This window comes from Pseudaminobacter sp. Soil_N_29, assembly GCF_057656055.1.
Map to the genome: position 1 here is coordinate 15,650 of NZ_JBDGLC010000003.1, position 13,781 is coordinate 29,430.

The 13,781-nt window shown below is 66.3% G+C and carries 15 protein-coding genes; 7 read left to right on the top strand and 8 right to left on the bottom strand.

The annotated features are described in order from the left end of the window. Positions 1–260 precede the first annotated feature (260 nt). From AC3A4H_RS08790 to AC3A4H_RS08810, 5 genes are read left to right on the top strand one after another with little or no spacing between them, the layout of a single operon-like run. Positions 261–1,457: a (5-formylfuran-3-yl)methyl phosphate synthase gene (locus AC3A4H_RS08790; RefSeq protein WP_487766363.1), complete on the top strand. Its 1,197-nt coding sequence runs from the start codon at positions 261–263 to the stop codon at positions 1,455–1,457. Beyond that, positions 1,454–2,089 (top strand): amino acid kinase family protein, encoded by a 636-nt coding sequence (locus tag AC3A4H_RS08795; RefSeq protein ID WP_487766364.1) that lies wholly within the window; start codon positions 1,454–1,456, stop codon positions 2,087–2,089. Before AC3A4H_RS08790 ends, AC3A4H_RS08795 begins: the two co-directional genes overlap by 4 nt. Before the next feature lie 2 nt (positions 2,090–2,091). Continuing rightward, positions 2,092–2,643: a flavoprotein gene (locus tag AC3A4H_RS08800; RefSeq protein WP_487766365.1), complete on the top strand. Its 552-nt coding sequence runs from the start codon at positions 2,092–2,094 to the stop codon at positions 2,641–2,643. Then, entirely contained in the window at positions 2,636–4,030 is a 1,395-nt protein-coding gene (locus AC3A4H_RS08805; RefSeq protein ID WP_487766366.1) for a DUF6513 domain-containing protein, read from the top strand. Before AC3A4H_RS08800 ends, AC3A4H_RS08805 begins: the two co-directional genes overlap by 8 nt. A 3-nt stretch (positions 4,031–4,033) precedes the next feature. Then, positions 4,034–4,654 (top strand): DUF447 domain-containing protein, encoded by a 621-nt coding sequence (locus tag AC3A4H_RS08810; protein ID WP_487766367.1) that lies wholly within the window; start codon positions 4,034–4,036, stop codon positions 4,652–4,654. A 72-nt stretch (positions 4,655–4,726) separates the two neighbouring features. Here the strand turns inward: AC3A4H_RS08810 and AC3A4H_RS08815 are convergent, their stop codons facing one another. Further along, positions 4,727–5,767 carry a hydantoinase/oxoprolinase family protein gene (locus AC3A4H_RS08815; RefSeq protein WP_487766368.1) on the bottom strand — a complete coding sequence of 347 codons (1,041 nt, stop codon included), beginning with the start codon at positions 5,765–5,767 and terminating at the stop codon, positions 4,727–4,729. A 45-nt stretch (positions 5,768–5,812) separates the two neighbouring features. Between AC3A4H_RS08815 and AC3A4H_RS08820 the strand changes: the two genes are divergently transcribed. After that, positions 5,813–6,523, top strand: a complete 711-nt coding sequence (locus AC3A4H_RS08820) for a HisA/HisF-related TIM barrel protein (protein ID WP_487766369.1) — start codon at positions 5,813–5,815, stop codon at positions 6,521–6,523. 214 nt (positions 6,524–6,737) lie between these two features. Here AC3A4H_RS08820 and fae read toward each other — a convergent pair whose 3' ends face one another. The 7 genes from fae to AC3A4H_RS08855 form a co-directional block, all read right to left on the bottom strand. Continuing rightward, entirely contained in the window at positions 6,738–7,247 is a 510-nt protein-coding gene (gene fae / locus AC3A4H_RS08825; RefSeq protein WP_348777608.1) for a formaldehyde-activating enzyme, read from the bottom strand. 186 nt (positions 7,248–7,433) lie between these two features. Next, positions 7,434–8,279 carry a triphosphoribosyl-dephospho-CoA synthase gene (locus AC3A4H_RS08830; RefSeq protein WP_487766370.1) on the bottom strand — a complete coding sequence of 282 codons (846 nt, stop codon included), beginning with the start codon at positions 8,277–8,279 and terminating at the stop codon, positions 7,434–7,436. Continuing rightward, positions 8,276–9,226, bottom strand: coding sequence for an ATP-grasp domain-containing protein (locus AC3A4H_RS08835; RefSeq protein ID WP_348777606.1), 951 nt, complete (start codon positions 9,224–9,226; stop codon positions 8,276–8,278). The genes AC3A4H_RS08830 and AC3A4H_RS08835 overlap by 4 nt, the downstream gene beginning before the upstream one ends. A 4-nt stretch (positions 9,227–9,230) precedes the next feature. Further along, the gene (gene mch, locus AC3A4H_RS08840) at positions 9,231–10,187 is read right to left on the bottom strand and encodes a methenyltetrahydromethanopterin cyclohydrolase (RefSeq protein WP_487766371.1); all 957 of its coding nucleotides are present in this window, start codon (positions 10,185–10,187) and stop codon (positions 9,231–9,233) included. Next, entirely contained in the window at positions 10,184–11,317 is a 1,134-nt protein-coding gene (locus AC3A4H_RS08845; RefSeq protein WP_487766372.1) for an ATP-grasp domain-containing protein, read from the bottom strand. Before AC3A4H_RS08845 ends, mch begins: the two co-directional genes overlap by 4 nt. Beyond that, a complete protein-coding gene (locus AC3A4H_RS08850) occupies positions 11,295–12,191 on the bottom strand; it encodes an NAD(P)-dependent methylenetetrahydromethanopterin dehydrogenase (protein WP_487766373.1) in 897 nt (298 codons plus the stop codon). The genes AC3A4H_RS08845 and AC3A4H_RS08850 overlap by 23 nt, the downstream gene beginning before the upstream one ends. A gap of 55 nt (positions 12,192–12,246) precedes the next feature. After that, entirely contained in the window at positions 12,247–13,209 is a 963-nt protein-coding gene (locus AC3A4H_RS08855) for a beta-ribofuranosylaminobenzene 5'-phosphate synthase family protein (RefSeq protein WP_487766374.1), read from the bottom strand. A 143-nt stretch (positions 13,210–13,352) separates the two neighbouring features. Here AC3A4H_RS08855 and AC3A4H_RS08860 point away from each other — a divergent pair, with 143 nt between their 5' ends. Continuing rightward, positions 13,353–13,742, top strand: coding sequence for a 4a-hydroxytetrahydrobiopterin dehydratase (locus AC3A4H_RS08860; RefSeq protein WP_348777601.1), 390 nt, complete (start codon positions 13,353–13,355; stop codon positions 13,740–13,742). Positions 13,743–13,781 lie beyond the last annotated feature (39 nt).

Consider the following 13,781-nt stretch of genomic DNA (forward strand, 5'->3'; position numbering starts at 1 on the left):
ACGGATCGAGGGGGCCGCGCGCAAAACGGACCTCGTAAACCGCTTTGTCACCTTTGCCGCCGAGTCCGGACGGACTATGCTGGCATTGAAACGTGGAAAAGCTCGCCAAGGCGGCCCCAAACCCGAATGATCGCGCGGAGGAAAGCGCCTATATCGAGGCCGGTGATGCACGGCCAGACGAACGGTCCGGCGCCTCGCCGGGCGACCCCAGCCCGCCCTTACTGCAAACATACCGGCCTCGCGCCTAAGGAACTGATGAAATGACGAAAATGCTGGCGAGCGTGAACGGCGTCGAGGAGGCGGAGATCGCCCTTGCGGGCGGCGCCGACATCATCGACCTGAAGGACCCGAACGCCGGGGCGCTGGGCGCCGCGCCCATCGAGGTCATTCGACAGACCGTCGCTGCCGTCGGCGGCAGGCAGCCGGTCAGCGCCGTCGCCGGTGACCTGCCGATGCAGCCGGACCTCATTCGCGCCAAGGCGGAGGAGATCGCCGCCACAGGCGTCGACTATGTCAAGGTCGGCTTCTTCCCTTCGGCCGATGCCGTCGCCTGCGCCGAGGCGCTGGCGCCGCTTGCCGGACGGACGAAGCTGATCGGCGTTCTGTTCGCCGATCTCGAGCCCGACCTTGGCCTCCTGCCGGTGATGGCCCGCAGCGGGCTGCACGGAGCCATGCTCGACACGGCCAGGAAGGACGGGCGCCGGCTGCTAGACCACATGCCGCCAGCCATGCTGCACGGTTTCGTCGACGACTGCCGCGCGCTCGGCCTGGCGGTCGGCCTTGCCGGCTCGCTGGAAGCCCCGGATATTCCGCGCCTGCTGCCGATGGCACCGGATTTCCTCGGCTTCCGTGGCGCGCTTTGCGACCAGTCCGAGCGCACCGGCGCCATCGAACCCGAGGCTGTTCGGCAGGTCCGCGCCCTCATTCCCGACGCACGCCCGGCAGGCGCCGCCGCCGCCAGCGTCGACTACAGGCTGCTCGCGGCACGCGGCTATTCGCCCGGTGCGGCCGATGCGGCGCTCGGCACCGACAAGATCTTCGTGCGCGAATTCGTGCTGCCGGTGCAGATCGGCGCCTACAGTTTCGAGCACGGCCACACCCAGAAGGTGCGCTTCGACGTCGTGGCCGACGTGCTGCGGGTGACGCACGCACCGGAAGACATGCGCCACGTGTTTTCCTACGATATCATCATGGACGGCATCCGCACCATCGTCGCGCGCGGCCATGTGCAGCTCAGCGAAGCTCTGGCCGAGCAGGTGGCGGCCCTGGTGCTTGAGGACCCGCGCGTCATGAAGGTGACAGTGCGGGTGGAGAAGCTCGAGCTCGGACCCGGCGGCGTCGGGGTCGAAATCGAGCGCAGGCGGGCGAGCGAGCGGGCGCTGCATTTGCGCCACGGCGCGGCTGCGGGCGAAGGCGGTTTCGCGGCCGGCGGCGGCCAGAAGGGCTCGTCTTCATGAGGCGCATTGTCGTCAAGCTTGGCGGCAGCACGGCCTATCATGCCGAAATGCGGGAGTGGACCGAAATACTGGCCGAGGCGCGCGCGCCGCTGGTCGTCGTGCCGGGCGGCGGTCCCTTCGCCGACCGCGTGCGCGAGGCGCAGGCGCAGATGGGCTTCTCCGACGCCTCCGCCCATTTCATGGCCATCCTGGCCATGGAGCAGATGGGGCTGGCCCTACTCGACATGAGCGAACGGTTTTCGCCGGCACGCACGGTCGAGGAGATCGATGCGGCGCTGGAGCATGGGAAGGTGCCTGTCTGGCTGCCCTCGCAGATGTGCCAGACAGCGGCCGACATCGCGCAATCATGGGACGTGACTTCGGATTCGCTGGCGGCCTGGCTTGCAGGCCGCATCCATGCCGAAACGCTGCTGCTGATTAAGCAGACTGACGCCTTCGATGCGGAAGAGGATGTGGAGGGGCTCGCAACTGCGGGCCTGGTCGATCCGATGTTGTCTTCCATGCTGCGCCCGGAGACAGGCCTTTACCTGGCCGGACCGGGGGCGCTTGCAACGGCGTCCCAGCGTCTCACTGCAGGCGAAGTGCCGGGAAGGGAGTTCGCCGCGCGCGCGGCGCAGAGGGGAGCGGCGTAGACATGGCCAATTTGCACACGCCGCGCTGGGCCTGGGTGCTGACCGGTTCCGGCCATTTCTTCACGGAAAGCTTCGAGATGATCCAGCAGCTCGAGCATTGCGATATCTTCGTCACCAAGGCGGCGGACGAGGTGCTGCGCATGTACAAGCTGAAGCTCGATTTCCCGGATTCGATGCGGGTGATCCACGACAAGACGGCGAGTGCCATTCCGGTCGGAGGCTTCTATCACGGCGTCTACCACACCGTGGTGATTGCGCCCGCTTCCTCGAATACGGTTGCGAAATGCGTGCTCGGCATCTCCGACACCATCGCCACCAATGTCTATGCGCAGGCCGGCAAGTGCCGCGTGCCGTCGATCGTATTTGCCTGCGACACCGCGCCGGAGCTGGAGACCATGGCGCCGCATGGCATGGTCAAGGTCTATCCACGTCCTATCGATCTCGAACACACCGAACGGCTGAAGAACTTCCACTACACCACGGTGGTGGAATCGCTTGCCGGGCTGAAGGCAGCGGTGGCCGCCCGCCGAACCGAGCTGGAAGGCCATGGCTGAGCGGCTCGTCTTCCTCACCGGCCATCTTGCCAAGGCGCGGCTGGAGCGGCTTCTGGCCGGGCTGGGGGAGACCGAGTTTTCCTGGGAGATCATCGACATCGGCGTGAAGGTTGCGGCGCTGATGACGGAGGAGATCATCAAGCGCCGGCTGAACATGCCGGAAGGGGCCGATCGCGTCGTCGTTCCCGGCCGCTATCGGGGTGACCTCGACCGGCTGTCGGCGCATTTCAATGTGCCCTTCGTGCGCGGCCCGGACGAAATTGCGGACCTGCCTGCTTTTCTCGGCCGCGCAGGCGAGCCGCCGGACCTCTCGCGCCACGACATGCGCATCTTCGCCGAGATCGTCGATGCGCCGATGCTTTCTGTCGCCGGCCTGCTGGCGCGGGCGCGCGTGCTGGTCGAGGCCGGTGCCGACGTGGTCGATCTCGGCTGCCTGCCCGAGACGCCTTTTCCGCTGCTGGGCGAGGCAGTGAGCGCGCTGAAGGCTGAGGGCATTTCGGTCAGCGTCGATTCAGCCAATTTCGAGGAACTGAGGATCGGCGCGGCAGCCGGCGCCGACTATCTGCTCAGCCTGAACGAGGAGACGCTGCCGCTCGCCTTCGACCATCCGGCGGTTCCGGTGCTGATCCCTTCGGTTCCCGGTGATCTGGATTCGCTCGGCCGCGCCATAGAGGCGGCGCAGAAGGCTGGCATCGACTTCATTGCCGACCCGGTTCTCGATCCGATCCATTTCGGCTTTGCGGCCTCGCTCGGCCGCTTCATCGAGGCGCGGCGGCGCTGGCCCGATGTCGAGCTTCTGATGGGCACCGGCAACCTGACCGAACTGACCGATGCCGACACTTCCGGCATCACGGCCATTCTGGCAGGCCTGTGCTCGGAGCTCCGCGTGCGCAATGTGCTGACGGTGCATGTCAGTCCGCACACGGTTCGCACCGTGGAGGAGCACGACCTTGCCCGCCGCATGATGTTTGCCGCCCGCGCCGACGGGGCGCTGCCGCGCGACTACCACCCCGGCCTGCTGCAGGTCCACGACCGCAAGCCCTATGCAGCGACCCTGGAAGACATCGAGGCTCTTGCCGCCAGCGTGCGCGACGCCAATTTCCGCATCATGACAGCGGAGGACGGCATCCACATCTTCAACAGCAAGGGCCATGCCGTGGCGACGGATGCCTTCGAGTTGTTTCCTGGTCTTGGCGTGGAAAACGACGGCGCCCATGCCTTCTATCTCGGCGCCGAGCTGATGAAGGCCGAGATCGCCTGGCGCCTGGGCAAGCGCTACGCGCAGGACGAGCCGCTGGCCTGGGGCGTGGCCGCTCCCGCGCCGGAGGCCGACCGTACTCGCCTGGCCGAAGCCGGCCATACGCTGCGCGCGAAAAAAGGGGGATAAGTGATGCCTTATATTCGCGAGACCATCATCACCACGGTGAACAAGAGCGGAAAGGTGCACATCGCGCCGCTCGGCATCATCGAGGAGAAGGACGGCTGGATCGTCGCGCCGTTCCGGCCGTCGATCACGCTCGACAACCTGGCGCAGGTGCCTTTCGCAGTCGCCAACTATACCGACGACGCGCGCATCTTCGCCGGCTGCCTGACCGGGCGCAAGGACTGGGCGACGGTGCCGCTGGGAGAATATCCGGTTCCGCGCCTCGAAGCGGCGCTCGCCCATTCCGTGCTCGAAGTGGTGGATGTCGAGGACGACGGCGTGCGCCCGCGCCATTTCTGCCGCGTGGTGGCGGAGGAAATGCATGCGCCCTTCACTGGCCTCAACCGCGCCAAGGCGGCCGTGCTGGAACTGGCCATCCTCGTCAGCCGGCTGGGCATGCTGCCGCGCGAGAAGATCGAAACCGAGATAGCCTATCTCGCAATCGGTATCGAAAAGACAGCTGGCCCGGCAGAGAAGGAGGCGTGGGGCTGGCTGATGGAAAAGGTGACCGATCATTTCTCCGCGCTGGACGCCAAAGGGCGAGATGTGCAGGAACGGCCTGAGAGCCCCCTTCCTCCCGAGAGTTGATATTTTGAATCGGAAGTCAGTCCGAACTGTCTGGCGGCGCTGACTTTTTCAGATCTGCCAGGTCGGCGGGATTCAGTTCATATCCTGCGCCAGCAGCGCCAAGGCCGCGGCCGGGGCCGCACTGCTCGCCTCGCTGCGGGCGTCGTCGCTGGCTGCGATCAGGTCGGCGAAGTCGACGAAGGGCCGTTCCATCCGCGCGGCCAGCCGCCTGATCTGCCAGCGGCCGATGCCGGCGCCGACGACCGGCGCGGCGCTGTCGCCCGCCAGCCTGCCCGCCACGCGGAAGGCGGCGTCGTGCACGGTGCGAAGCTGCTGCTCGCTGAACCAGCGCGCAAGCTCCCGCCACTCCGGCGGCGTGAGGTCGGAGGCGTCGCGCCCCACCATGCGGGCAAGGCGCGAAATGGAACCCGCCGCCGTCTTGGCCTGGCCATCGGCGGCAGGCTGCTTGTCGTCGTCCTCATCGAGCACGCCGAGGATGCGGTGCACGTCGGCGATGGTCGCAAAATATTCGTTCATCAAGGGCGACATCGCTCCCTTGACCGGCGCGGCGGAGGCGATGCCGATGAGGGCGCTGCGGGTGAAGCCGGTATAGACGAGCTCGCCTGTGGCAAGCCTCTCGGCGTCGGTGTAGCCGTCATGCTCGACCCGGCCTCCTTGCGTGACGAGGAGATCGGTGGTGGTCGAGCCCATGTCGACAAACAGCGTGTCACCGGCATGCTCGGCGACGAAGGCCGCACTCGCGTGCCAGTTGGCAGAGGCGACATCGGCCGCAAGCGCGGTCGCCTTGTCGGGCGCGACGAAACCGGAGCGGCCGGCATAGATCAGCGCCTTGCCCGGGAAATGCTCGGTGACGATCCCCAGCAGCGAGGCGATGCCGGCCTCGCGCGAGGGAAAAATGTCGGACAGCTCGCCGGTCATGGTGACGACGTTGAGGCGGCTGCCGGCAAACAGGGGCCGTGCCGCGTGCGCGGCATCGATGAGCCGGTCGAGGCCGAGCCAGATAGGTGTCGCCAATGTCAGCGCCTCGACGATGCGGCCATCCTCCGCGCGGGCGATCTTCAGATGCGCGCCGCCGATGTCGCAGCCGACCACGATATTCTTTTCTTTGCTCACGCTTCACGCTTTCACGTGTAGGAATTGCCGAACCGAGGGTTGCAGATGCGTATCATTCCCGTGCTCGATCTGAAAGGCGGCCAGGTCGTGCGGGCCGAGCAGGGTCGGCGCGACCGCTACCGGCCGATCGTCACCCCGCTGAGCGCCAGCGCCGATGCGGTGGCAGTGGCCGAAGGGCTGCGGCGGCTTCATCCGTTCCCTACCTTCTACGTCGCCGATCTCGACGCTATCGAGGGGCGGGAGCCCAGCAGCGAGACGCTGGCGCGGCTGGCCGCTATGCGCGATGCGCCCGAACTATGGGCGGATGCCGGATATGCCGATGCGGCCAGTCTCGAAGCCGCTCTCGAAACCCCGGCGCTGTGCCCGGTGCTGGGTTCGGAGTCGCAGGCCGATACGGAACTGCTGCGCCGTTTCGCCGGACATACGGACCTCATCCTGTCGCTTGATTTCTTCGCCGACGGTTTTCGCGGGCCGGCCAACCTGCTGGAGGAACAGGACCTGTGGCCGCAGCGGGTGATCGTGATGACGCTGGCCAAGGTGGGCTCAGGGGCAGGGCCCGACTTCGAGCGGCTGCGCGAGATCAAGGCCAGGGCTGGCGGGCGCGCGGTCATCGCCGCCGGCGGCGTGCGCAACGAGGCGGACCTGCGCGAACTCGCGCGCCTCGGCATCGCCGCCGCTCTGGTAGCGACCTCGCTGCATGACGGCACGCTGACGCCGGCACAGATCGCGACGCTTGCAGAGACGCCGAACGCATAAGCCACCAAGCTGCCGGGCGGGGCCACCGCCGGCAGCAAGACACACCCTCTATGCCGCTCGCCTTTCGCGGGCGAGCGGACCGATAAGGCCAACCTCCCGAAGAATCAGCGCGATGCTTCGGAAAGGAGCGTCAGAAACCCAGCATCTTCATCAACCGGCGCAACAGACCATCCGGCTCTGCAGAGGGTTTTATCTGTGCGGGGCTGTCTCTTGTCTATGAGGCTCCGAAGGGATGCTTGACCGAATCGCGCTTGGCGGTTGCCTCGGCTGCCGTCGGCGTGCCTTCGACGGCGCGCTGGATGGCTTCCTTCACAGCCTGGTAGTTGAATTGCTGTATCTTGGCGTCGTCGCTGGCTTCCCAGTGAATGAAGACGCCGACGCAGATGAAGACGTCGTCGGCTTCCTCGGCCGGGATGATGCCTTCGGCGACGCTGTCCTGGACCGCCTTGGCCACGGCGAACTGGGCGGGACCGAACATCTGCACCGCCTGCTTGGCGCCCTTGATCGTGACCTTGTTGAAGAGGACGGTGTTGGGCTTGCAGGGAAGGTTGGGCGTAAGCACTGCCAGAAGCGTGGTGAAGCCGTCCTTGTTGTTGGTGAGCGCGTGACAGAACGCGGATTCGACCGGGCTCCCACGCGGGCCGATAAGCAAATCGACGTGCGCCACCTCGTTGCCGTCGCCGACCAGCGACTCACCGACCATGACCTTATTGATCTTTGCCATGCCAATTCTCCTCCAAGACACAATTTGGGTGCCAAGACACAATCATGGTGCCCATGGATGCCGCTCACGAGCGGGCGCCCGATGGACAGCTATCCTTGTTGGCAGCGTCCGGAAAACCGGACCGGTTGGCTAGATAGCCGCGAAAGCCCTGCTTCCGCTGCGGAAATTCAAACATCAACCCGGCGATTACGCAAGGTGAGCCCCCAGATTGTGGACTAAAAGACAAGCAACGGTGAGGTCGGCCGAGGTGCCGGGATTGATGTCTGCGGCCTTGAGCCGGGCATCGAAGCCCAAAAGTACTTCGATGCGCGCATTTTCGTCGCTTGGGGCCTCAAATTTACGCCGAACGGATGAGGCCTCGGCGCGTACAGCCTCGGCGATTCCGGCCCCGTGCTTGCGCAAAATATGGCTGTCGGGGAAGGCGGTCAGGAATTCCAGATAGGCATGCACGGCCGGCCACATGCCTCTCTCGCCACGCGCGACCGCCGCCTTGAGCGCCGGCAGGCCCGCTTCGAATATGTCGGCGAAGCCGGTCACATATTGGTGGGCGATGCGGTCGCGGTTCGAGGCCTCTTGCATGGCCTCGAGCAGCCCCGCCGTGGGGCGCTCATGCACATCGTGCCTGGGTGCCTCGCCCAGCCCGCCGGGCGAGGCGAGCACGATTGCCTCGAATACGGCTGCGGTGTCGTCGAGGTCGATGGCATCGAGCACCCGCCGCAGATTGGTGCGCAGGTCGGCGCCTTCCATTGCCGCCGCCTCGGCAAGGGGCGCGCAAAGCAGGACGATGCCGAGATTGGTGTTGGTGCCGACGGCATCGCGCGTGGCGCTCACCGCTTCGCGGATGCGCAGGCCGAGCGAAAGCTCGGGATCGGTGAGCGGCGCCGACGAGACCCGCGCGCTCGTCAGGAACTGCTCCGTCGTCATGCGGTGTCCGTCGGCGAAGCGGTGCACGTTGCCGGGCTTCAGCGCCTCGATCTCCTGCCGACAGGCGTCCTCATATGCGGCACGGATGATTTCGCGCGAAACCGTCATATGGGCACTGCCGCGCCTTCGGCCGCCGGCGCGTTTTCGACCAGCGTCAGCGTCGGGCGGCCATGCACGGCCTCCACCAGAGCTGCGGCAATGGCGTCGGCTATGCTGACCTGCGCCACCGATTGCAGGCCCGACCATGCCGGCATGCTGTTGACCTCAAGCACGAAGTGTCGCCCGTCTGCGTCGGCCACGATATCCACCCCGGCAAAGGCAGTGCCCACGGCCGCGGCCGAGGCCAGCGCCAGCGCTTCAAGCTCGGTGTCGGCTCCCGCGATGTGCTCGGGCGTGGCGCCGCGGTTGACGTTGGTGATCCAGTCCTCGCCGCGCCGCGCCATCATGGCCACCACCCGGCCGGCGCAGACGAAGACGCGATAGTCGCGAAAGGGCGGACCGGCGCGTGCGACATAGCGCTGGAGGTAGTAGACCCCGTTGATCTCCTCTTCGCCGGGCAGGTCGGCCATGTCGCGGATCAGCCGGATGCCGCGGCCCTGCGCGCCGAACAGCGGCTTCAGCACCAGGGGCCCCGATGCTGCCTCGCGGGTCACGACGGCCTGCGCCGCTGCCAGCCCTTCCACCGCGAAGGTAACCGGCGTTGGCAGGCCGGCCTGGTGAAGCAGGAAGGTGGTGGTCGACTTGTCGACGCAGTTTTCTATCGCCTTGGCCGGGTTCCACACCGGCACGCCGAGGCTGCCCAGGGCGTGCAGCACGCCGAGCCGGCGCGTGATCGCCTCGAACGAGCCGGCCGAGATCGAGCGTACCAGCACCGCGTCGGGCAGCGATCCATCCTCGAAGCCTGGAATGGCGAGGCCGGAGGGGCTTTCCGTGTCGAAGCCAACGGCCGAGAGCGAGGCGGTGACGGTTTCGCAGCCGCGCCGCTGGATGGCCGCAACGACGCTGCGGGACTGGGCGCCGGAATTGTCGTTGAGGACGAGTATCCTTGTCGCCACGCTTCTAGCCCAGACTCGTTTCCAGCATCGCAAGATCACGGCTGCCGGTGCGGAAAGTATCCCCGGTCTCGATTGCCGTCACGATGACTTCGGCCGGGCTGAACAGCAGCGGGTCGATGGCGTAGAAGTCGCCCTTGAAGTGCTTGAAGACCTCGGCAAAGGGGCGGCCATGGTCACGCGAGGCGCTGCTCGGCATGTTTTCGGCCAGGGCACGAGCATCGCTTGCCGAGCCGCGCACGAAAAGCTGCACCAGCCCGCCATAGATGATGGCATCGTTGGTGCGGCCCATCGCCGTCAGGAAATCCGGATGCGGGGCGGGAATGGGGGCGGCGCCGACGCCATCGACGATATTGTCGAGCGGGAATTTGAGATCGTTGGCCTTGTGCAGGGCGACCTCCAGCACACGGCTGACGATCTGCACGCAGCCGGCGATGCTCTGCGTCGGCGCGTAGACGAATGTGAGGTTTTCCGGCGCAAGCCCCGTGGCCGCAGCCACCTTTTCGACAACGGCCGCGGGCGGCGGCGTGGCGGTTTCCAGAACAATCACGCTCTGCGCCGCCTTTTCGCGGTAGGAGAGGGTGGAAAACAGCGGTTCGACATGCGCCAGCACGCGCACGGGGCCGGAGCCCATGGCGAAATATTTGCCGCTGGAGAGGTTCCAGCCGGCATACTGGCTGGCCAGGCAGGCAAGCACCGGCTGCGAGGAGCGGACCTCGACATTGAGCGGCCATTTCCCGGCCGCGAAGTTCATGGCGGTCGAGAGCGTGCCCAGCCCGCCCATCGTGGCCTCGGCCATGCGCAGGCCGGCTTCGATGCTGCCGAGGGCATTGGCACCCGCGTCGATCAGGCGTTCGCCCAGCGGGCCGGTGGAAACCGAGACACGCAGGCGCTCGGAATCGTCGACCATGCCCTGCGCGATGCGGGCGGCATTGTCGTTGAGAAACGCGGAACCGTCTTTCATGGTCGGCCTCCATTCCAGTGGTGCTGTAGTGCTTGTTGGCGTTCGGCGAGCGTCCGCCGCGCCGCTTCGGCGCTGGGGCCGCGCGCGAAGATGGTGCAGACCGGATCACCCGCCTCCAGCACGGTGCCCGCAGACTGGCGGTCGGCGACCCATTCGGGCCAGGCGATGGCCGGGAAGCTGTCCACCGGCCTGTCGGCATAGGTGATGGTCGCGGCCATGCAATCCAAAAAGCGCGGCAGGCGATAAGGCTCGCCGCGGCCTGCGCGAATGTGCGCCTCCATGAGCGGGGCGTCGTCGGCGTCGAATATGTCGAGCGTGGCGCCCGGGCGGGGGTTGATCTCAAGCAGATGGTAGCCATCGGCATTTCGGATCAGGTCCGCGCTGCACAGGCCGACGAGGCCGGCGCGGCGGGTGAGCGCGGTGAGCCAACCGCCAATTGTCGCCGCGTCCACGCGGTCGAAGCGCAGCAAGCGCACCGCGCCGCCATAGCGGTAGGGCGCATTCGGGGCGGGCGACAGGAACTGCCGGCTGAATCCGACAATGCGTGCGCTCTCGCCATCGCCCACGAACAGGGCCGAAACGCTCGCGCCGCCCAAGTGGCGCTGGAAGTAGCGGCCCGCCTGCGCCGCGTCGCCATTGGCGGGGCGGATATGGGTTCCGCCGGCGCCGCCGTCGCGCTTGACCAGCCAGTGTTCAGGATCGGCAGGCGGTTCGCGCTGCAACGCCGGATGCGGGATGCCGAGTTCTTCGCAATCGGCCGCAAAGGTTTCGGGGTCCTTCACGCGGCGGATCGCCTCGCCGCCACAGCCGGCGAGGGGAAAGCGCCGGGCGATGGCATCGATGAGGTCGGGCTGGCGCTCGAAGCCGGAGCCGCAGACGACCGCGACCGGTTCCTCCGGCCCGGCAAGCTCTGCCAGCGTCTCCACCGCTCGGCTCGCATCTATGCCGTCGTGCAGATCGCCGGGCAGAATGACCGCGCGGTCCGCCAGCGCGCGCGTGTCATCGTCGCAGAACAGGTCGGCGACGAGGGCGCGATAGCCGGCCCGCCGTGCCGCGGCGGCCAGTGCGCGGCCGGATATCGCCGCAATGAGAACGGCGGCCCCGGAACTATTTTGCGATCTCGCGGGCAAGGGAAAATGCGTCCTGAAAATCGAATGCGACCGCCTTATCGGCTTCTATCATCTTTTGGAACAGACCGAATTCGGTCTTGTACTTGACGCCGCCGATGGCCAACGGCCCGATGCCGACAGCCTTCGTCGCTTCGATCGGATCGCCATTGGCGTTGACCGCCACGCCTTCGATGCCGGCGGGGGGAACCGCATTGACGTCGGCGGCGATGAGGAGGTCGTTGCCAGCGGAGAGTACGTCGCGCGAAAGCACCTGCACGCCGGCCTTGGCGGCCGATAGCACCACCTCGTTTGCACTTACGGCTGCGGCCTTCTTGTCCTCGCTGGAGCCGTCCATTGGCGTGATCTCCACGCCGAAGCGGGCCTGCATGTCGCCCGCAATCTTGCGCACGCGCTCGATGCCGTCATGGCCGACGATCGTGACCTTGGCGCCTTCCCGCGCCGCGATGACCGCTGTGCAGAAGCCGACCACGCCGGTGGCGCCGAACACGGCGATACGCGTGTCCTTCAGGCTGCGCTCGAATTTGGTTTCGAGCAGCTTCTCGACCTTGGCCACCATGGCGGCGGCGGTGGTGAAGGAGCCGGCCGGGTCGGCGAAGACCGAGATCTTGAATGGCGGCACCATGGCCTTTTTGGCTACGTCGAACATGTCCAGCGCCAGCGGTGCGTCCTTGCCGGCGATGAAAATGCCCGTGTCGACCCCGGCATCCGGCGGCCGCGAGAAAATCGCGTCCTGCACGAGGCCGGTGACCTCGCCGAGGCTGACGTCGACATAGGGAACGACCGCATCGAAGCCGGCGTCGAGCGCCATGTTAACGTCGAAGGGGCTCATGTGCTTGAGCGGCGTGAGCATGTGCAGGATGTGTTTGCGAGCCATGACTGCCTTCCTGAGCTGGGATTGAGGCGCCCGACCTGTCCGGGCGTCCATTGGTCTAGCTGCCGACGAGGTCCAGCGCCGATGTGCTTGTTCCGGCCCCCGAATTGCGACCGCGCACGACCCTCGTTTCAATGCCTTCCGGCAGTGGGCCGGCCTTGTCGACGATCGAATGCACTTGCGCCGCGGGTGCAAAGGCGAAGCCGGTCGGTCCCCAGGAGCTCTGGCCTATGCCGACTGCACCGGCCTCTGCCAGCCTGTGCGCGACCGCTTCCACGCGCTTGCTGGTGAAGACACCGCCCTGGGCCGGCGCGAAATAGGCGCCGATGAGGGCCTGGATGGCGGTTATGGCGGCACCGAAGGACGGCAGATCACGCTCCACCAGGGCAGGCATAACGCCCATCAGCACATGGCGGCAGATCTCGCCGGCGCTGGCGGCGGGGAAGGGCGGCAGCGCGCGGAAAGCCTCGATCTCGTCCGTTCCGTAGATGCCGTTCTTGCCGGCCTCCAGAACCAGAATGACGCGCCAGTCCTCCGGGAAGGGCAGGCGCGCGATCACCGGCGGCTGCTTGCCGCTGTCGTCCTTGCCGGCATCGACGATGAGCCCGCCGCTTTCGAAGCTGGCGATGCCGATGCCCGAGCGCTCGCCGCGGCCGAGCAGAATCGCATCGGCAGCGGTATTCAGCGGCAACTGGTGCAGGGTGCGCAGCGCCGCCGCCATGGCAATGGCGATCTGCGTGCCCGAGCCCAGGCCGGCATGGGGTGGAATGGCACGCTCGATGACCAGCCGGTGCGGCGTGCGGATGCCGAGATGCTGCGAAAGCCGTTTCAGGTGTTCGGCGGCGCGTTCGGCATCAGGGCCTTCGGCGCTGGTCTCGCGGGCGTGCGACAGGGTGACGACCGTTTCCGGCTCGCTCAGCGGCAGGCCGAGGCTGCCGAAACGCCGCGCGGCGTCGCCGCTCAGGTCGAGGAACCCGAGATGCAGCCTTGCCGGCACTTTTATGGTTAAGGAATTAGACATCTACCCTCATGTGGGTGCATCATGCATGCATCACAGCAGTTAGGTGCCCGCTTTCATGATAGCTGCTTTCATAGACGGGGCAAGCGGGAGGAAAGGAATCACATGCGCGCCTGCAAAACTCTGTGTCAAAAGTGGAGGCGATCATGAGCGACCAGAAGCAAGCTGCCAAGGAATACGTCTATTCCGAGGCCGAAATTGTCGAAAAGCTCCAGAAGGAACTGCCCAAGTGGCGCTATGAGAATGGCTGGATCAGGCGCAAATACAAGACCCACAGCTGGAAATCCACCCTGATGGTGATCAACACCGTCGGCCATCTGGCCGAAGCCGCCTGGCACCATCCCGACCTTGCGGCTTCCTATGCCTGGGTCGAGGTCAAGCTGATGAACCATGCGGCCAAGGGTGTCACCGACAAGGATTTCGAGCTGGCCAGGAAGATCGAACAGGTCGTGGGCTGGCAGCCGGGCCAGGAAGGCGGCGCACTGGAAGGCACGCCGCAGACTGACCAGCGCTTTGCCTACATCAAATACGATTGACCAAATGCGCTTTGTCCGCCTTAATCTCTCCGGGCGAAA